Genomic DNA, 19558 nt, shown 5'->3' with positions numbered 1-19558 from the left:
CGTAGCCCTATCGTCAGGCCGCCCGGCCCGCCTCGCACACCCGCCAGTCGTCATCGAGATGGGTCACGAAGCGCCACGGTTGCCGATCGCTCTGCGGGATATTGTTAAGCACGGTCGAAATGCTCAGGTTTACCCGCACCTCGGCGGCGTTACCGTCTCTTCTGACCTGAAGGCTGCCCCAGGACACTCTGAAGGTCGTCTGGAATCGTTGCTCACGTTCCTGCAGATCGGTTCGCAGATTCCGCAACTCGGTCAGGGCCGAGGTGTCTGGGCAGGTGTACTGGCTGGCTTGCACGTCGTTCCGGTCGACGAGGAAGGCACGAAGATAGTTGTCCACCACGACGTCGGGGGCGCTACGGTCGGGTGCGGTGGCGTTGTCGTAGAGGACGTATCCGACCGCGACTCCGCTCAGGCAGAGCAGGGCCGCCACCCCACCGACCACCGCCAGGATCAGCCGCAGCCGACTCTTGCGCGGGGCGGGTGGTGGGGCGACCGGGACAGGCACGACCTGATCTGGCGGTGTCCGCTGGGTAGGTACGCGAGACACCTGGGAACCGGCGGGAGGGTGCACTGATTCCACTCCCTGAGGCTATCCGTTGACGCTCCCGTACCCAATGCCTCGGGAAGGTCGGAAACTAGCCTGAAATCCGGCAAGTCATATGATTTACGGTTGAACCAACAGGGCCGAATTCCGGCCGGTGCCGCGCGTCCGCGAAGATGCGTCTGCACTGGGTTACCGTCACAGTCTCAGCAGCATCTGGTCGGGCCAGAACATGTCGGTTGACCTGCGGTGGGCGTGACAGGCCGAGTCAAGGTGGAGGGTGCGATGGCCGGCTTGAAGGCACGGATGAGTCACGCCGTCACCCTGCACCGACAGGCGGCGGCCGCCGCCACCGCAGCGGCCAGCGCGCTCGACGCCACCCGGCCAGCCCCCGCCGACCAGCGGGAGCAGCACGATCTCGCCGAACGGCTACGGGCCGCTGCCGCCGTACTGGTGCCCGGGTGGTTGGGTGCTCCGCTGGACGCACAGTCGGAGGACACCCCGCTGGGCGGACCTGGCCTGCCGGCGTTCGTCCGGATCGGCACCGCCCAACCCCTCGACGATGCCCGGTTCCCCGCGGTGGTGCCGCTGCTCGGCACCGGTCACCTCACCACCGACGCCGACACCCGGGATCCCCGCGTCGCCGGGCTCGTCCGCTCGATACTGCTCCGGCTACTCGCCGCCGCGCCCGCCGGCTCGTTACTGGTACGCGGGGTGGACGCCGCCACCTCAGGGTTGCTCTTCGCTCCGTTCACTCCCCTGACCGCCGCCGGCCTGATGCCACCCCCGGCGGCCGACCGGACCGGCCTACGGGCCGTTCTGGCCGAGGCGGAAGGGTGGATCCGCCCGGCCCGACCCGCTGCCACTCGGCACCATCGGCGCGACCACACCCTACTGCTGGTGATCGCCTCGCTGCCCGAGCTGACCGAAGGGGCCGACCTGGCCAGGATCGCCGCCCTCGCGCAGGACGGTCCGGCCGCCGGCCTACACCTGATCGTCGCGGGTTGGCCGCCACCACCGCTGACCGAGGAGACCACCCAACCGCCGCTGTCGCACGCCACAATGGTGGCGCTACGCAACCCGTACGCACTGGTGGGCAACCCACCCGGGGCCTCGTTCGGCGGAACGTCCCCCCAACCGACCGCCATCGGACTCAACTCGCCGGTCTTCCTGGACGAGGACCCACCGGCACACCTGATCGACCGGGTTTGCCGGGAGCTGGCCGTACGCCTCGACGCCGGTTCGCACCTCCGGTTGGCCGACCTACTACCCGACGAGGGCGACGACCTCTGGACCGGTGACCCGAGCGATGGCCTGGTCACCACGGTCGGGTTGGCCGGCGACCGGGCGGTGACGCTGCGATTCGACGAGCTGACCCCGCACTGGTTGGTCGGTGGCCGTCCCGGTTCGGGCGTGAGCGCCTTCCTGGTCAACATGGTCTACGGGCTCTGTACCCGATACTCCCCTGAGGCACTGGCCATCTACCTGGTCGACTTCGCCGAGGGCGTGTCCTTCAGCGAGTTCCTGCCGGACGAGCGGGACTCCTCGTGGCTGCCGCACGTACGGGCCGCCGGGGTGGAGGCCGACCGGACGTACGGCCTCGCCGTACTCCGGGAACTCGACACCGAACTGACCCGCCGGTCGACGAAGCCTGCGCACCACCCCACGGGCCTGGCACCGCACCACACCACAGACCCGCCAGACCACACCACCGACCCGGTGCCGCCAGTTCCCCGGATCCTGTGCGTGCTCGCCGGGTTCCCGGTCCTGACCAGCTTGGACGATCAGCTCACCAGCGAGGCGAACGACCTACTGGAGCGGCTGGCCCGCACCGGACGCGGGTACGGCATCCACCTGATCCTGGCCGGCCGAACACCGCTCGGTGGTTCGCTGTCGTACTCCCCTCGGGACAACCTCTTCGGCCAGTTCCCGGTTCGGGTCGCCCTCCCGGGCGGAGGTGAGGTGCTCGAGCCGACCAACGACGCGGCGGTGGGCCTGCCGCTGGGTGCTGCGGTGGTCAACACGGCTGGCGGACTGGGTGGGCCACGCGGGGCCACGCGAGGCCACGAGCGGGTGGTCCGTTTCCCCGACCCGCGCGCCGCCCCAGCCACGCTCACCGAACTGCGGCACCGCCTGTGGACGGCTCGTCCGGCCGACAGTCCGGCACCGACAGTCTTCGCCGGGTACGCGCACCACCGCCTCGCCGACGATCCGACGTACCGGACACTGCTGGCCGATGTGGACGGATCAGTGGACACCTCGTCTGGGCAACCAGCCTCCGCTGCGCGGCCGACCGTGCCGGCCGAGCCAGCCGCCCTGCTGGGTCGTACGGTCGACCTGGCGGTCACCACCGCCACCGTTCCACTCGGACCGGTGGCCGGGCGACATTTGGCCATTCTCGGAACGAGTCGCGCCGCAGCGGCGACCCTCGGCGCGGCGGCCCGCAGCGTCGCTGCCCACCATGCACCGGGAAGCGCCCGGTTCGTCGTCATGTCGCCAACTCCCGAGACGGCGGAGGTGGCGAGCATTCTCGTCGGCGACCTGCGTCAGTGGCAGGAGGCGATAATGGTGGACGCTTCCGGGCTGGCCGAGGCACTCACCGGCGACCAGCCCGGCTATCTGGTGGTCTTCGGCATGGACGGGCTTCCCCCGGATACCCTGCCGGCCGGGTTGCCGTCCACCCTGTTACACGAGGGCCCGGCTCGAAACGTACATCTGCTCTCGTGGTGGCGGCAGCCGCAGCGGCTCCACCACGATCTCGACGGCCGGGCCCGGGAGGAGATCGCCGGCATGCTCTTCTTCGACGTACCGGGAGCGGAGGTGGGGCTGTTGCTGGGTCGCCCGGTCGATTGGCGACCGCGCCCCGACCGGGCGCTGCTGTGGGATGGCCAGACCGACCAGACGACGATCATCATCCCGTTCAGCGACCCCGCCGACGATCGGACCCCCGTCGGTCTGATCTCACCCGGTCACGCGACAGTGGGAGGCCGGTCGTGACAGGGCGTCCCATCGGGTCCGAGAAGGTGCCCACGGCCCGGGCCGGCAAGCCGGAGCCGGTCGAGCCGGTCGAGCCGGTTGGCGTCAACGGCGATCCGACCGCGTTGGCCTGGGCGGACTATCTGGCTGCGGCACAGCGGTTGGACGCGGTCCGGCAGGCGGCGGCCACCGCAGCGGGCGAGCAGGCCCGGTCGGTGCAGGCTGCCCGCGAGGAGCTGACCCAGGTACGGGCGCGGCTGGTGCCGCAACAGTCCCGGCTACGCAGTCTGGGGATACCCGAGGCGGAACTCCAGCCAACGGTGCCGGAGTTGGCCGCGACCGCCCAGGAGGTGTCGGCGGGTCCAGCGGCGGTGCTGACGGCGCTCCGCCGCGCCCGGGCCGCTGCCGGCGCGGCGGAGGTACGAATCACCGGAGCGGGTGGGCTGGGCTTCCTCGGTCAGATCGCCGCCCACTGGCCCGCGTGGGTACGTAACCTCACCGGATACGTCCCGTTCGCCCTCCTGGCCCTCGTGGGGCAGGTGGCGCTCTTCGTACTGGCCGACGGGGGTTGGCTGCTGCTCGTCGCTGGCCTGGCCGGGCTACTCCTGCCGGTCGCCGCATTCGGGGCGGGCTGGCTCGCGGTCGGGGTGCTCTTCGAAACCAGTGGCAGCGTCTCGCGGGTGGACCGGACACCCCTGGCCGGTGCTCTGGTGTGCCTGGCACCGGCCCTGCTCGTCTGCCTGGGGGCCGGGGTACTGAGCCTGCTGGCGTGAGATCCGCGGCCAGCGGCAGCGGGGTCTACCGCTTCCTGGCTACGAGTGGATGATCAGGGACATGGCTTCGGCCCGCGACTTCGCGTCCCGTTGCAACAGACCCCGGACTGCCGAGGTGATGGTCTTCGCCCCGGTCTTCTGGATGCCCCGCATGGCCATGCACATGTGCTCGCATTCCAGCACTACGATCACGCCGCGCGGGTCGAGCTGGGCCATCAGCAGGTCGGCGATCTGCGCGGTCAGCCGTTCCTGCACCTGCGGGCGGCGGGCATAGACCTCGACCAACCGGGCCAGTTTCGACAGGCCGGTGATCCGCCCGTTCGGCCCCGGGATGTAGCCGATGTGCGCGACGCCCCGGAACGGCAGCAGATGGTGCTCGCAGAGGCTCATCACGTCGATGTCCCGGACGACCACCAGTTCCTCGTGGTTGGCCTCGAAGGTGGTGGTGAGTACCTGGGTCGGGTCGACGCGTAGCCCGGCGAAGAGTTCGGCGTACGCACGGGCCACCCGGGCCGGGGTCTGGACGAGCCCGTCGCGGTCGGGGTCCTCGCCGACCGCGATCAGGATCTCCCGTACCGCCCTCGCGATCCGGTCAAGGTCCACGGTCTGTTCGACGGGCCGGCCGCTGAGCTTCCCGTTCACCAACCGGGCGGCGAGATAGTCCAGGACATCATCGCCGTCCGGCTCCGTGGACGAGGCGACCAGGGGCACCGTCTCCGGGCCCCCGGTCGCCTGGTCGCCGGTCAGTGCGTACCGTCCGAATTGCTGTTCGGGCCGCCGATGATGGCCTGCGCACCATCCGCTGCGGCCTGCGCCTTCAGCGCCTCCTTCTCGGCCGGCGTCAGCACGGGCGGCTCGGTGGAGGGCTGACGCTTGCCGAAGCCGTTGTACGGTGCCATCGGCGGACGCTTGACCACCCGAGCGCAGATGCGGGCCATGTCGGACTGGGAGATGGTCTCCTTCTCCATCAGCTCCAGCACGATGTTGTCCAGGACATCCCGGTATTCGACCAGGATCTCCCAGGCCTCGTCGTGCGCCAGCTCGATCAGCGCACGCACCTCGCCGTCGATCTCGGCGGCCACCACGTCGGAGTAGTCCCGCTCGTGCCCCATGCTGCGGCCCAGGAACGGCTCGTCGCCGCTGGTGCCGTACTTGATGGCACCGAGCTTGGAACTCATGCCGTACTGGGTGATCATCGCGCGGGCCAGTGCGGTGGCCTTCTCGATGTCGTTGCCGGCACCGGTGGTGGGCTCGTGGAAGATCAGCTCCTCCGCCGCCCGGCCGCCCAGCGCATAGGCCAGGGTGTCGACCATCTCGGCCCGGGTCTGGGTGTACTTGTCCTCGGTGGGCAGCACCAGCGTGTGCCCGAGCGAACGGCTGCGGGACAGGATGGTCACCTTGTGCACCGGTGCCGAGTGCGGCAGCGCCCAGGCGACCAACGCGTGACCACCCTCGTGGTACGCGGTGATCTTCTTCTCCCGGTCGCTCAGCACCCGGGTACGGCGCTGTGGTCCGGCGACGACCCGGTCGATCGACTCTTCGAGCGAGTCGTTGGAGATCGCCCGCTTGTCGGAACGGGCGGTCAGCAGTGCCGCCTCGTTGATCACGTTGGCCAGGTCGGCACCGGTGAAGCCGGGGGTACGCCGCGCCACCGCGTCGAGGTCGACGTCGGGCGAGAACGGCTTGCCCTTGGCGTGCACCCGGAGGATGGCCTTGCGGCCCTCCATGTCCGGGGTGTCCACCGCGATCTGCCGGTCGAACCGGCCCGGACGCAGCAGCGCCGGGTCGAGGATGTCCGGCCGGTTGGTCGCGGCGATCAGGATGACGCCGCCCTTGGTGTCGAAGCCGTCCATCTCGACGAGCAGCTGGTTGAGCGTCTGCTCACGCTCGTCGTGGCCGCCACCCATGCCCGCGCCCCGGTGCCGGCCGACCGCGTCGATCTCGTCGACGAAGACGATGGCGGGGGCGTTCGCCTTGGCCTGCTCGAACAGGTCCCGGACTCGGCTCGCGCCGACACCGACGAACATCTCGACGAAGTCGGAACCGGAGATGGAGTAGAACGGCACGCCGGCCTCGCCCGCGACCGCACGGGCCAGCAGGGTCTTACCGGTACCGGGCGGGCCGAAGAGCAGCACACCCTTGGGGATCTTGGCGCCGAGGGCCTGGTACTTAGCCGGGTTCTGGAGAAAGTCCTTGATCTCGTGCAGCTCCTCGACGGCTTCCTCCGAGCCGGCCACATCCGCGAAGGTGGTCTTCGGGGTGTCCTTGGTGATCACCTTCGCCTTGGACTTGCCGAAGTTGAGCACCCGGGAGCCGCCGCCCTGCATCTGCGACATGAACAGCAGGAGCAGGATCACCAGGACGGCGATCGGAAGTAGGTTGACCAGCAGGGTCAGGAAGACGTTGTCGCCAGAGACCTCGGTGTCGGCCGGGCCGGTGATCCGGTTGGCTGCCTTGGCCGCCAGCACCTGGTTCCAGACCTCGTCGCCCACCTCGTAGGGGAACTGGGCCTGGATCCGGTCGGTCTCGGTGTCACCGAACTTGGCCTTGTTGGCCAGGTCGAGCTGGAGCGTCTGCTCCTTGTCCTGGAAGATCGCCTTCTTGATGTCACCCTTGTTGAGCTGATCGAGGGCGACAGAGGTGTCGACCTTGTGGTAGCTCGGGCCGCCGGTGAAGAACGAGCTGAGCGCTATCGCACCGATGATCACCAGGATGATCCAGACCACCGGGCGGCGGAAGAAACGCGTACGTTCCATACTGTTGTCGAGCGCCGCAGCGCCCGGACCCTCCTGATCGACGTCCTGACCGTCTGGCTGATTCACCGCGTAGCGGTAGTCGTGGCCGCCCTGTCGGCCGGCCGCAACCCCGACGCTCACACAACCGCGCCGCGGTCATTCGACGGTACACCGTGAATGCGAGGAGCGAGCGCTCCGGGGCGACTAGCCTGGGCCACCACCGCCACAGAACGTGAGCAAGACCTTCGAGCCACGCGGTTCGCACCGGCCCACGACCCCATCCGGTCAAACAGGGGCGGAAGGTCCGGTACCGAGGGCGGCACCCTCGCCACCCACACACACGTTAGCCGGCCTTCCTGAAAGCGCGCTGTACGTCCGCTCCACATTTCCCGGGAGTGCGCCGGGGAAGGATCGGACATCCCGCCCCGGGACCACTACTCAGGACCGCTTCTCAAACCGACCAGAGCCGACCCGCTCAAGGTCGACCCGACCAGAGCCGACCCGCTCAGGGCCGACCCGACCAGAGCCGACCCGCTCAGGGCCGACCCGCTCAAGGTCGACCAGAGCCGACCCGCTCAGGGCCGGGCGTAGACCTCCGGCTTGAGGACACCGACGAAGGGCAGTTCACGGTAACGCTCACCGAAGTCCAGTCCGTAGCCGACGACGAACTCGGTCGGGATGTCGAAGCCGACATACTTGACCGGCACCGAAACCTTGACCGCGTCCGGCTTACGGAACAGCGCCACCACCTCGACACTGGCCGCCGACCGGGACTTCAGATAGCGCAGCAGCCAGGACAGGGTCAGCCCGGAGTCGACGATGTCCTCGACCACCACGACGTGGCGGCCGGCGATGTCCCGATCGAGGTCCTTGAGGATCCGTACCACCCCGGAGGAAGTGGTGCCCTGGCCGTACGAGGAGATGGCCATGAACTCCAACTCGGCCGGGGGACCGTGCCGGCCCAACGCCCGGGCGAAGTCGGCCATGAACATGACCGCGCCCTTGAGCACACACACCAGCAGCAGTCCGTCCTCAACCGATGCGTAGTCGGCCGACACCTGCTTAGCGAGTTCTGCGGTCTTCTCGCGGATCTGCTCCTCAGAGATGATCACATGATCGATGTCGGCGTCGTACCAGGAGCCGTCAGCCATGATGCCTAGCCTGCCGTATGCCGGTAGCGGGTTGTCGGCGGGGCGGCATGTTGTCGCAGTCGTAACCTCGCGCGCCCGGCTCCCCACCGACTGCGGGCCGGACTGGCGGACGAGGATTCCGAACTACGGGCGAATTCGCCATGAAACAAGGCTATCTGCGACAACTATGCGCTAAGCAGCAATTACCGAGGCGTAGTCGGATCGGGCCGGGCGCCGGCGACGAGTTCGCCGCCCCGCCGGGCCACCCGACCACCACCCGGCAGGGCAACCGGACCCTGGCCGTGCCAGTCGGTCACCAGGGCATCGAGCGCCGCGACGTGGCGGGACGACAGCGCGGCCGGAAACGCCCCCAACTCCCGGCACCAGGCGTGCAGGACCCGGGTACGGATCGCCGGCAGCAGTCCCACCAACCCCGATACGGACAGCCCGTCATCGGTACGGACGGTGTCGAGCGCGGCGGCGGCGATCACGTCCAGGGCGGCATTGTCCTCGGCGACGAGCCGGGCGGTACGGGCCAGGTTGTCCACCGCCCCGGCCCCCAGGACCTGGGTCACCACCGGCATCAGGTCGCCACGTACCCGGGCACGGGTGTAGGCCGGATCGCTGTTGTGCGGGTCTTCCCAGGCAGTGAGGTCGAGAACCGCGCACGCCGCGCGGGTCTGCTCCCGACCGACCTCCAGCAGCGGGCGGAGCAGGAGGGTGCCGTCCAGTTCGCGCTCGACCGGCATGCCGGCCAGCCCTCGCGGACCGGCACCCCGGGCCAGCGCCAGCAGCACCGTCTCCGCCTGATCGTCGCGGGTGTGCCCGAGCAGTACGGCGGTTGCCCCATACCGGCGGGCGACCTCGGTCAGGGCCTGGTAGCGGGCCTCGCGGGCCGCCGCCTCCGGACCTCCAGACCGGCCGTCGACCGTCACGGCGGCCACCTCGACCGGGGCGAAGCCCACCTCGGTGGCCCACTTCGCCACGGCAGCGGCACGCTGCGCCGAGCCGGCCTGCAGGCCGTGGTCGACGGTCACCAACCCCACGGGCAGACCCAGCCGAGGAGCCACGAACACCGTTGCCGCGGCCAGGGCGAGTGAGTCGGCACCGCCGGAACAGGCGACCAGGACCGGCCCGTTGGGGCGTACCCGGGTCAGGGTCCGGCGGACCGCGACGCGGATGGCGGCGACGGATGCCGCAAGCCGGGCCATGCTGACCGGCTCAGTCGGCGTCCGACATCGGGGCGACCGGGCCGTGCACCCGGGTCACCCAGGCGTCCGGGTCAGCCAGTTCGGTCAGCCGGGGCAGGGTCAGCGGCGAGCTGAAGATCTTGTTGAACCCGGTCATGCCGACCCGGTCCACGACCCCATGGACGAACTTGCGCCCCTCGGCGTACTGGCGCATCTTGACGTCCACGCCGAGCAGCTTGCGGATCGCCTTCTCCAGCGGGTTGCCTGCCTCCCGCCGACGGTTGAACTTGGCCCGGATCTCCTCGACGCTGGGAACCACCTCCGGCCCCACGCCGTCCATGACGAACTCCGCGTGCCCCTCCAGCAGCGTCATCAACGCGGTCAGCCGGTCGAGCACGGCCCGCTGCCCCGGGGTCTGCACGATGTCCAGGACGCTGGTCCGGCTCTCCGGGTCGCGGATCGCCTCGGCCAGGGTGGCCACCCCACGGCGCAGTCGGTTCAGGAAATTCTCCCCGCCGGCCTGCGACGCGTCGACGAACGCCTGCACCTCGCCGAGGAAGTGGCCGCGCAGCCACGGTACGGCGGTGAACTGGGTGCGGTGGGTCACCTCGTGCAGGCAGACCCAGAGCCGGAAGTCGTGCGGGTCGGCAGCCAACTTCCGCTCGGTCTCGACGATGTTCGGTGCCACCAGTAGCAGCTGGCCCGGGTCGGCGGAGAAGACCTCGTACTGACCGAGCACCCGGCCGGAAAGGTAGGCCAACACCGTCCCGGCCTGCACCCCGGTCAGCCGGGAACCGATCGCGTCAGTGAGCGCACCCGGCTGCTTGTCGCCGGTGAGTCGGCCGACCAGCGGAGTGATCACCTGACGGAGGCCGGCAACGTTGGTAGCCGCCCAGTCCCGTCGGTCGACCACCCGCACCGGCGGATGCTCGACCTGGGACCGCAGTCCGGTGTACGCCGCCACGTGCTCGGCTGCCTCGTCGGTCAGTCGACGCAGGTCGGCCACGACCTCCGTCGCTTCGTCATAGGAGACCCGAGGGCCCGACTTAGCCAGCGCCCCAGCGGTGGCGGTGGCCAGATCCCAGTCCACGAACTGCGCCATGGACCCACCGTACCCGCGCCCGCACAACCCCACCCGGGCTCGCGGTCGCCGCGCCGGGTCAGCGACAGCCGCAGGCGGCCAGCGTCGCGGCCAGCCGGTCCAGGATCGGCTGGGCCTGATCGCTGCCGACCGGCACCTTGTTGGCCAGCACGGTGAACGCGAGCAACCGCCCGTCGGCAGTGGTGAGCAGGCCGGAAAAGGCATGCACACCGGAGAGGGTCCCCGTCTTGGCTCGGACCACCCCGGCTCCCATCCGGCTGGCCGCCACGCCGAAGCGGTCATCGAGTGTGCCGGACCAGCCCGCCACCGGTAGGCCATTGACCAGGCCGGTCAGCTCGGGGTGCTGCCCGTTGGCAACCATGACCAGCAGCCGGGACAGCAGTTCCGGGGTCACCCGGTTACTGCGGGACAGGCCACTACCGTCGGCCAGGTCACTCTGGTCGGCCGGCAGCCCCAACTCGGCGAGCACTACGTCCATCGCCGCCGCCCCACCCACGAAGGAGGCGGGCTGTCCTCGGCTCAGCGCCACCTGTCGGGCCAGCGCCTCGGCGACCACATTGTCGCTGTCGGTAAGCATGAAGTCGACCATCCGGATGATCGGCGGGGACTGCACCCGCCCCAACTCCGTACCGGGCTCGATCGGGCCGGTGCCCGCGGTCGGCGGGGCGGTCGAGCCGTTCGCCGGCGGCGCGGTTCCCCGGCTCACCGCCTTGACCTGGGCAGCCGGGAGACCAAGAAGCTTGGCGAAGGACTTTCCCGCCGCTAGGTCCGGTACGGGCGTTCGCGCGGCCCCCTTGGTCGACTTTTTGGGATCGAGTCGGGCGCCATCGGTCATCAGGGCGGTCATCGCCGCCCCGTAGCCACCGGTCGGGATGTCGGCGTCCCAGCCGGGTTCGTAGGTCGGCCCGGAATAGAGGGAGGAGTCGACGGTGACCTTAGTCGGCACGGTCCCACCCAGCGCCTGTTTCACCTGCTCTGCCAGGCGGTCGAGTCGGCCGGCACCGGGATAGCTGCCCGTGCCGTTGACCGCCAGGGTGGGGTCACCGGCCCCGATGATCACTACTTCACCCGGTTCGGCTCCGGCCACCACGCGCGTGGTGATCCGGTACGCCGGTCCCCGGGTGGCGAGCACCGTAACGGCGGTGGCCAGCTTCGTCGTGGAGGCGGGTACGGTCGGCACGTCACCGCCCCGGACATAGAGCGACTCCCCGGTAAGCGCATCGAGCACCGACACGTTCACCTCACTGCCGAGGGCGGAGCCGGTGACCAGGGCGTCGATCGCAGCGCGAATCCCGGCCGGGGTCGGCATCGGCGCGTTGTCCGGCACGTTCGCCAGCACGGGCGGTGGGGTGGGCTCCCCCAGTTCGATGATGGCCGGGGAGCGATCGCCGGAGCCCCACCAACCCGCAATCGGACCGGGCCGAACAATTACCAGGCTGACCGCCGCCAGGGCCAGAACGAGTACCGGCACGAGTACGGCTAGGAGCTTGGTGCGACCGCTCGCACGCGACGGCAGAGAGGGCACGCTGTCGACAGCGGGAACCGGTGGCCCAGCCGGTGGCGGAGGCGGAGGCGGCAGCGACGGCAGCGACGGCAGCGACGGCAGCGACGGCAGCGACGGCGAACCTGCCAGAGGCGAGGGCACCGATACAGGCGGAGGCGGAGGCGCTGGCGGGATTGGCCCAGCAACCGGGACAGCCGGCGCGGACGGCTCAACCGACGGAATCGGGCGGGTAACCTCATCGTCCGCCTCGACCTGACCAGCAGCCGGGCTCGGCTCTTCCGCAACCACCGACGCCTCAACCGGCGGGGTCGACCCAGCAACCGGGCCAACCGGGGCCGCCGGCTCAACCGACGGAATCGGCCGTGTGACGTCCGTGTCCGCGTCCGCCTCCACCTGACCGACAGCCGGGCTCGACTCTTCCGCAGCCACCGACGCCTCAACCGACGACGACGGGGCTACCGGCGACAGCGACTCGGTGGCGTCATCATCCGCAACCACCGACGACTCAACCGGCGGCATCGACCCAGCAACCGGGCCAACCGGGGCCGGCGGCTCAACCGACGGAATCGGCCGCGTGGCGTCCGTGTCCGCGTCCGCCGGCTCAACCGACCGGATCGGCCGAGTAACGTCATCATCCGTGTCCGCGTCCGCCTCCACCTGACCGGCAGCCGGGCTCGACTCTTCCGCAGCCACCGACGCCTCAACCGACGACGACGGGGCTACCGGCGACAGCGACTCGGTGGCGTCATCATCCGCAACCACCGACGACTCAACCGGCGGCGTCGACCCGGCAACCGGGCCAACCGGCACGGGCGGCTCAACCGGGGCCGGCGGCTCAACCGGGGCGGCCGGCTCAACCGGCGGGGTCGGCTCAACCGGCGGGGTCGGCCCGGCGACCGGGCCAGCCGGCACGGGCGGCTCAACCGACGGGATCGGCCGAGTAACGTCACCGTCCGCATCCGCATCCGCCTCGACCTGACCAGCGGGCGGAGTCGGCTCTTCCGCATCCGGACCCGGGACATCCGGGTCTGGGCCAGCGCTCGGATCACTGGACGTATCGTTCTCTGGTAGCTCCGATGTCGGCGGCTGCGGCTGGTCATCCCCCTTTTGGGGCGATGTAGCTGCCGGCGGCCGAGGATCACCCTCGGGGCCAGAGTGTGAATCTTCCCTCGCCACTACACCCTCCCCACCGCGCAAAAATCGGCTTAGGCGACACTACTTTGGTCCGAACACTATGCGGCGACCGGTTCAAGCGAGTGGATCAACACTTGTCCGGTTGGTGGTAGTTCCGTTAGCCAGCGTGGGCAAACGAGGGAGCGTGAAGATGGATTTCGACGTGACGGTTGAGATCCCTAAGGGTCACCGCAACAAATACGAGGTGGACCACGCGACCGGCCGGATCAGGCTGGACCGCACACTCTTCACTTCTACCCAGTACCCGGCGGACTACGGCTTCATCGAGGGCACCCTGGGCGAGGACGGCGACCCGCTGGACGCCCTGGTGCTGGTACCCGAACCTACCTTCCCAGGTTGCCTGATCCGGTGCCGCACCATCGGAATGTTCCGGATGACCGACGAGAAGGGCGGCGACGACAAGGTCCTGTGCGTCCCGTTCGAGGACCCCCGGCAGGAGCACCTGCGGGACATCCACCACCTCGGCGAGTTCGACCGGCTGGAGATCCAGCACTTCTTCGAGGTGTACAAGGACCTCGAACCCGGCAAGTCGGTCGAAGGTGCCACCTGGGTGGGCCGTACCGAGGCCGAAGCGGAGATCCGGGCGTCGTACCGCCGTCAGCAGGAGGCCGAGCAGAGCGAAGGCGGCCACTGACCTGATCTACCCGAACCGGTCGTCGGTCGCTTTGCCGATCCGACGGCCGGTTCGCGTGTCTCGACCCGCCCGGGGTGTCGCTCAGCCAAGCAGACCCCGGGCGCGTGCGTAGAGGCCCAGTACCGCGCATGCCACCGGCACCACCGAGACGACCATCAGGGTGTCGATGATGTCGGCGGCCCGCCCCAGGTACGGCGTCGGGGGTCGGCGCGAGTAGGTCGCCGCAGCCACTACCGTCACCAGGGCCACCACCAGCCCGCCCACCGCCAGCAGTAACAGAGCGTTCTCTTCGGCCCGCGCGGCCAGGGCCACGCCGAGTACGGCGAGACTGGCCAGGCCGGCGGCTACCAGCGGCACCCGCTGGCGCACCGTCACGAAGAGGCGGGACCGCAGCAGTAACGCCGCGGCGGAGACCGCCACGAGAATGCGGCCGGAGAAGCCGCCCACCGTGACGAGCACGGCGGCTGCCCCAGCGGCGAGCACCGCGTGCCCGATCAGCATTCCGGTCAGCAACTCCTCGGTACGCGCCACCGCGGCGAACACCCGACGCCGCTCGGGTCGTTCCCGGGCGGCGGCCAGCGGATCGACTGGCTCCCCGTCCGCACCGACTGCCGACTGGTCACCGGTCGGCAGGGTGATCGGTGGCATCGGCAGTTTGCCGAACCGGATCGCCAGCAGCGGCAGCGTGCCGATCGCGCAGACCAGCACGGAGAGCAGGATCGCCGCAGCTCCGGCAGCCGACAGGAAGAGCCCGGCCAGTGCGGTCACCGCGCCGAGCAGGCCGACTGCCACACCGGCCGCGTACAGCCGCAGCCCGGCGGCCACCCCGATCAGGCCGAGCACTGCCATCAGCAGGAGCGCCACCGAGCCGGCCAGCAGTTCGGGTGCACCGAGCCAGCGGATCGGCCCGAACACCCCGACCGGATCGCCGGAGGCCACCAGCAGTGCGCCACCGGCGAAGGCGTACGGCATCGCGAAGCCGCCGAGGGCGGTGCCGGCCGGCGCGTCCCCGTACGCCCGGGAGGCCACCACCCCGGCGAGCGCGAGTAGTACGGCGATGCCGAGCGAGGCGTACGCTCCTGCCGGCCAGTCCACCCCGCCGGCCAGTACGGCGAACAGTCCGGCGGCGAGCGCGACGCCGGCACCGCCCAGAGCGGCGTAGCGGGTCGCCGGACCGGACCAGGCGCTGCCCCGTCGTCGGGCCCCGTCAGCGATCGCTTCCACGACGTCGTCGTATTCGAGTTCGGGCCACTGCGCCCGAGCGGGTACGAGGTGCAGCACGTCGCCGTCGCGTACGCCCTGGGGTAGTAGGGCTTGGCCGGTCGACAGCACCGCTCCGTCCGCGCGGCGCAGTAGCCAGCCGCCGTGTCGTTCGCCCTCGTCGGCCAGCCCTTCACCAGCGTGTCGGAGCACCTCGGGCAGCAGTTCCGCGAGGGATACCTGTTCCGGCAAGGCAACGTCCAACCGCCGCTCCGGGGCACTGATCGTGACACGGGCGAGCCCGGTACTCATTGACGATCCTCCATTACGTCGGCAACCGAGGCTGCGCGGACGACCGAACTCTACCTACCATGGGCCGGGCCCGTTCACCGGAGCGTGAGGGTATGGCGACGCGAGCCGCCGGACGGGCCGGGGCCGACCGGTGGATGATCTACCGGTACGGCCGTAGAGGAGGACACAATGGACACGGTCAGGAGCGGGCTGGCGTGAGCAGTGTTGTCATCAAGCGGCCACCACGCCGACCAGCGCCGGAGATTCCGATCGGGGAACTCGCCGTCGAGGCACCGCCGGAGATTCCCGCCACCACCGGCAGCCGCTGGCAACAGGCGCTGATGCTCCTGCCGATGCTGGGTGGCTCCGTCGCTATGGCGATGATGTTCGGCCGGGGCGGGGGCACCTACTCCTATGTGGTGGGGGCGATGTTCGGCATTTCCTCTCTCGCCATGCTGGCCACCTCCTGGGGCAGCGCCTCGGGCTCGCCGAAGAAGTCGGAGATGATGGCGGCCCGACGCGAATACCTGCGTCACCTCGCCACCCTGCGCCGTCGGGTCCGGGAGACGGCGGCCAAGCAGAAGGCCGGTCTCTTCTACCGGCACCCAGATCCAGCCCAACTATGGTCCACTGTGGCTAGTCATCGGGTCTGGGAACGTCGCCCGGGGGACCCGGACTTCGGCGTGGTCCGGATCGGGGTCGGCCCGCAGACCCTCGCCACCCCCCTGGTGCCGCCGGTCACCCGACCGCTGGAGGACCTCGAACCGATGACGGCCGGGGCGCTGCGCCGGTTCCTCGACGCGTACTCGGTGGTGCCCGCGTTGCCGGTGGCGCTCTCCCTCCGGGGCTTCGCCCGGGTCTTCGTCACCGGTTCGGCCACGCGCAACCCGGCATCGGGCGCGCTGCTGGGAGCCATCGGCGTGGCGCAGGGGACCGACGGCACCGGCGGACACGCCGGCTCCGCCGACGCACAGGCGCTGGCCCGGGCGATGCTGACCCAACTCTCGGTCTTCCACGCTCCGGACGAGTTGCTGATCGCGGTCTGCACCGGTCCCGAGCGCCGGGACCGGTGGGAGTGGGTCAAGTGGTTGCCACACGCCCAGCACCCGACGCTCACCGACGCGCTCGGTCCGGTACGCCTGGTCACCAGCGCGGCGGCCGACCTGGAGAAGCTACTCGACGACGTACTGGGGAGCAGGTCCCGGTTCAGTGCGGCCGGACCGGCGACCGACGGGCCGCACGTCGTGGTCGTCCTCGACGGCGGGGACCTGACCGGCGCCTCCCATCTGGTCAGCGACGGCGGCATCGACGCGGTCACCATCATCGACCTGGACAACCCGCCACCCCGCCTGCTGGACCGGTCGACCCTGGCGCTGGACGTACGGGGCGGCCGACTCGGCACTCTCTCCATGGACGGTCCGGTGGAGGTGGGCGTACCGGACCAACTGGGCGTCGTCGAGGCCGAGGCGGTGGCGCGTCGACTCGCCCCGCTGCGGTTGGCCGCCGCCTCGAAGGCGTCCGACGCGCCGTTGACCACCGAGATGGGGCTGGCCGAGCTGCTCGGCGTCGGTGACCCGGAGAGCTTCAGCCCGGCACAGGGCTGGGTGCCCCGGGCCAACCGGGACCGGCTGCGGGTGCCGATCGGGGTCGGCTCCGACGGTGGGGCGATCGAACTCGACCTCAAGGAATCCGCCCAGGACGGCATGGGTCCGCACGGGCTGCTCATCGGGGCCACCGGCTCCGGCAAGTCCGAGTTGCTTCGTACCCTGGTGCTCGCCCTGGCGGCGACGCACTCCTCCGAGACGCTCAACTTCGTACTCATCGACTTCAAGGGCGGCGCGACGTTCGCCTCGCTGGACCGGCTGCCGCACACCGCAGCGGTGATCACCAACCTCGCCGACGAGTTGCCGCTGGTGGACCGGATGGTCGACGCGATCAACGGCGAGCTGATCCGTCGGCAGGAGCTGCTGCGCCGGGCCGGCAACTTCGCCAGCCTCCGGGACTACGAGAAGGCGCGTGCCAGCGGGGGGACTCTCGCCCCGCTACCGTCCCTGCTGATCATCTGCGACGAGTTCTCCGAACTGCTTACCGCGAAACCCGACTTCATCGACCTCTTCGTCCAGATCGGCCGGCTGGGTCGGTCGCTCGGTGTACATCTGCTGCTCGCCTCCCAACGCCTGGAGGAGGGCCGGCTGCGCGGGCTGGACACCCATCTGTCGTACCGGATCGGTCTGCGGACCTTCTCGTCGCTGGAGTCCCGGACGGTGCTCGGCGTGCCCGACGCCTACGAGCTGCCCCGCTCTCCCGGCCACGGTTACCTGAAGTTCGGCACCGAGCCGCTGGTCCGGTTCAAGGCCGCGTACGTTTCCGGCGTATTCCAGCGCACCGGCGCGGGCGCGTCCGGCGGTCCCGGGCAACCGGGCGCCCCTCGACTGCTCTCCTATTCGACCCACTTCGTACCGATCCCCGAACCGGTGGCAGCACCGGTCAGCCCGGACGACGACGCGGCGGAGTCGGCAACCGGCGAAAGCCTGCTCGACGTACTGGTCGCCCGGTTGGTCGGGCAGGGGCCACCGGCCCACCAGGTCTGGCTGCCCCCGCTGGGCCAGGCGGCGACGCTCGACGAACTGCTCGGCCCGGTCGCCCTCGACCCGGCACGCGGGCTGACCTTCGGCAACCCGGAACTGCACGGCGCCCTCCAGGTGCCGGTCGCCCTGGTCGACAAGCCCTTCGAGCAGCGCCGCGACCTGTTGTGGCTGCAACTTGAAGGGGCCGCCGGACACGTCGCCGTGGTCGGCGCTCCACTCAGCGGCAAGTCCACGCTGCTCCGTACGCTGATCTGCGGTCTCGCCCTCACCCACACCCCGGCCGAGGTACAGGTCTACTGCCTGGACTTCGGTGGCGGGTCGCTGACCGGCCTCCGCGACCTGCCGCACGTCGGCGGGGTGGCCGGGCGACTGGACAGCACGGTGGTCCGGCGTACGGTCGGCGAGGTCGCCACCCTGCTCGCCGACCGGGAACGACGCTTCGCCGAGTCGGGCGTGGAGTCGATCTCGGTGTACCGGAAACGGCGCGCGGCGGGTAACCCGACTGGTCCGGCCGACCCGTTCGGCGACGTGTTCCTGATCGTCGACGGCTGGTCGACCCTGCGAGGCGAGTACGACGACCTGGAGCCCCTGGTCACCGACATCGCCACCCGGGGCCTGTCATACGGGGTACACGTGGTCGCCACCGCCGCCCGGTGGATGGACTTCCGCCCGGCGATCCGCGACCTGTTCGGCTCCCGACTGGAGCTACGCCTGGGTGACCCGACGGATTCGGTCGTGTCCCGCCGGGCGGCGGCGAACGTGCCGGAGAAGACGCCCGGTCGGGGCATCACCGCCGAAAGCCTGCACTTCCTGACCGCCCTGCCCGAGTTGGCCGGGCTCGGCGGGGAAACGTCGGCAGTGGTCAAGGCGGTCGCGGATGGCTGGACCGGGGCACCCGCCCCCCGGGTACGGCTACTGCCGCCGGTGCTGCCGTACACCGCGTTGGAGCTGGCCGAGACCGACGGGCTGCGCATTCCGATCGGCATCGCCGAGGCCGACCTGCGGCAGGTGTCGATCGACTTCGCCTCCGAACCGCACTTCGTCCTCTTCGGCGACGCCGAGTGTGGCAAGTCGTCGTTCCTGCGGGCCCTGGCCACGTCGATCACGGACCGGTTCACGCCGGAGCAGGCCCGGGTGATCGTGGTCGACTACCGGCGTAGCCTGCTCGGTGCGATCCAGAGCGAGCACCTGATCGGTTACGGCACGGCAGCCGCCGGAACCACCGACCTCATCGAGTCGGCTGCCGGTTACATGCAGCGCCGGCTGCCCGGCCCGGATGTCACGCCGGCGCAGTTGAAGGACCGGTCCTGGTGGACCGGCCCGGAGCTGTTCGTACTGGTCGACGACTACGACCTGGTGGCCACGGGACCGGCCAACCCGTTACAGGCCCTGACGGAGTACCTTCCGCAGGCCCGCGACGTCGGTCTTCACCTGGTGCTGACCCGCCGTGCTGGCGGCGCCGCCCGGGCCATCTACGAGCCGATCATCCAAGGGCTGCGCGAACTGTCCTCACCGGGCCTGGTGATGTCCGGTAACGCCGACGAGGGCGCGCTGGTCGGCAACGTCCGCCCGAGTCCGCTGCCACCGGGTCGTGGGCGGCTGGTGACCCGCAAGGAAGGAGTACGACTGATCCAACTGGCGCATCTGCCGGCATCCTGATTCAGTCATTCCCAATCGCTCCGTCTGGCACAGGTGGACGC

At 70.2% G+C, this 19558-nt stretch carries 12 protein-coding genes; 4 read left to right on the top strand and 8 right to left on the bottom strand.

Translation table 11 applies throughout. From position 1 onward, the window contains the following. Nucleotides 1-13: 13 nt before the first annotated feature. Nucleotides 14-571, bottom strand: coding sequence for a hypothetical protein (locus FHR38_RS15880; RefSeq protein WP_184539735.1), 558 nt, complete (start codon nucleotides 569-571; stop codon nucleotides 14-16). Nucleotides 572-826: 255 nt separating this feature from the next. Between FHR38_RS15880 and FHR38_RS15875 the strand changes: the two genes are divergently transcribed. After that, nucleotides 827-3538, top strand: a complete 2712-nt coding sequence (locus tag FHR38_RS15875) for an FtsK/SpoIIIE domain-containing protein (RefSeq protein ID WP_184535400.1) — start codon at nucleotides 827-829, stop codon at nucleotides 3536-3538. Next, the gene (locus FHR38_RS15870; RefSeq protein WP_312882179.1) at nucleotides 3535-4290 is read left to right on the top strand and encodes a hypothetical protein; all 756 of its coding nucleotides are present in this window, start codon (nucleotides 3535-3537) and stop codon (nucleotides 4288-4290) included. The genes FHR38_RS15875 and FHR38_RS15870 overlap by 4 nt, the downstream gene beginning before the upstream one ends. A 39-nt stretch (nucleotides 4291-4329) precedes the next feature. On the opposite strand, the gene folE is transcribed toward FHR38_RS15870, so the two are convergent. The 6 genes from folE to dacB all read right to left on the bottom strand — a co-directional run bounded on the left by folE (nucleotide 4330) and on the right by dacB (nucleotide 11918). Continuing rightward, nucleotides 4330-4995: a GTP cyclohydrolase I FolE gene (gene folE / locus FHR38_RS15865; RefSeq protein ID WP_184539731.1), complete on the bottom strand. Its 666-nt coding sequence runs from the start codon at nucleotides 4993-4995 to the stop codon at nucleotides 4330-4332. A gap of 38 nt (nucleotides 4996-5033) precedes the next feature. Continuing rightward, nucleotides 5034-7046, bottom strand: coding sequence for an ATP-dependent zinc metalloprotease FtsH (gene ftsH, locus FHR38_RS15860; protein WP_184539729.1), 2013 nt, complete (start codon nucleotides 7044-7046; stop codon nucleotides 5034-5036). Between the two features lie 554 nt (nucleotides 7047-7600). Beyond that, a complete protein-coding gene (hpt, locus tag FHR38_RS15855) occupies nucleotides 7601-8176 on the bottom strand; it encodes a hypoxanthine phosphoribosyltransferase (RefSeq protein WP_184535399.1) in 576 nt (191 codons plus the stop codon). Between the two features lie 182 nt (nucleotides 8177-8358). Next, nucleotides 8359-9366: a tRNA lysidine(34) synthetase TilS gene (tilS, locus tag FHR38_RS15850; protein ID WP_184535398.1), complete on the bottom strand. Its 1008-nt coding sequence runs from the start codon at nucleotides 9364-9366 to the stop codon at nucleotides 8359-8361. A 10-nt stretch (nucleotides 9367-9376) separates the two neighbouring features. Then, nucleotides 9377-10447 carry an Rv3626c family coenzyme F420 biosynthesis-associated protein gene (locus tag FHR38_RS15845; protein ID WP_184535397.1) on the bottom strand — a complete coding sequence of 357 codons (1071 nt, stop codon included), beginning with the start codon at nucleotides 10445-10447 and terminating at the stop codon, nucleotides 9377-9379. 58 nt (nucleotides 10448-10505) lie between these two features. Further along, nucleotides 10506-11918: a D-alanyl-D-alanine carboxypeptidase/D-alanyl-D-alanine endopeptidase gene (gene dacB / locus FHR38_RS15840; protein ID WP_376771408.1), complete on the bottom strand. Its 1413-nt coding sequence runs from the start codon at nucleotides 11916-11918 to the stop codon at nucleotides 10506-10508. Nucleotides 11919-13275: 1357 nt separating this feature from the next. Here dacB and FHR38_RS15835 point away from each other — a divergent pair. After that, nucleotides 13276-13779 (top strand): inorganic diphosphatase, encoded by a 504-nt coding sequence (locus FHR38_RS15835; protein ID WP_184535395.1) that lies wholly within the window; start codon nucleotides 13276-13278, stop codon nucleotides 13777-13779. 81 nt (nucleotides 13780-13860) lie between these two features. Here the strand turns inward: FHR38_RS15835 and eccD are convergent, their stop codons facing one another. Next, nucleotides 13861-15291 carry a type VII secretion integral membrane protein EccD gene (eccD, locus tag FHR38_RS15830; RefSeq protein WP_184535394.1) on the bottom strand — a complete coding sequence of 477 codons (1431 nt, stop codon included), beginning with the start codon at nucleotides 15289-15291 and terminating at the stop codon, nucleotides 13861-13863. 194 nt (nucleotides 15292-15485) lie between these two features. Here eccD and eccCa point away from each other — a divergent pair, with 194 nt between their 5' ends. After that, nucleotides 15486-19517 carry a type VII secretion protein EccCa gene (gene eccCa, locus FHR38_RS15825; RefSeq protein WP_184535393.1) on the top strand — a complete coding sequence of 1344 codons (4032 nt, stop codon included), beginning with the start codon at nucleotides 15486-15488 and terminating at the stop codon, nucleotides 19515-19517. The last annotated feature ends 41 nt before the right edge of the window (nucleotides 19518-19558 follow it).

This window comes from Micromonospora polyrhachis, assembly GCF_014203835.1.
Lineage (GTDB): Bacteria > Actinomycetota > Actinomycetes > Mycobacteriales > Micromonosporaceae > Micromonospora_H > Micromonospora_H polyrhachis.
Note: the sequence above shows the minus strand (reverse complement) of the source record. Positions and strands in the feature narration are given on the sequence as shown.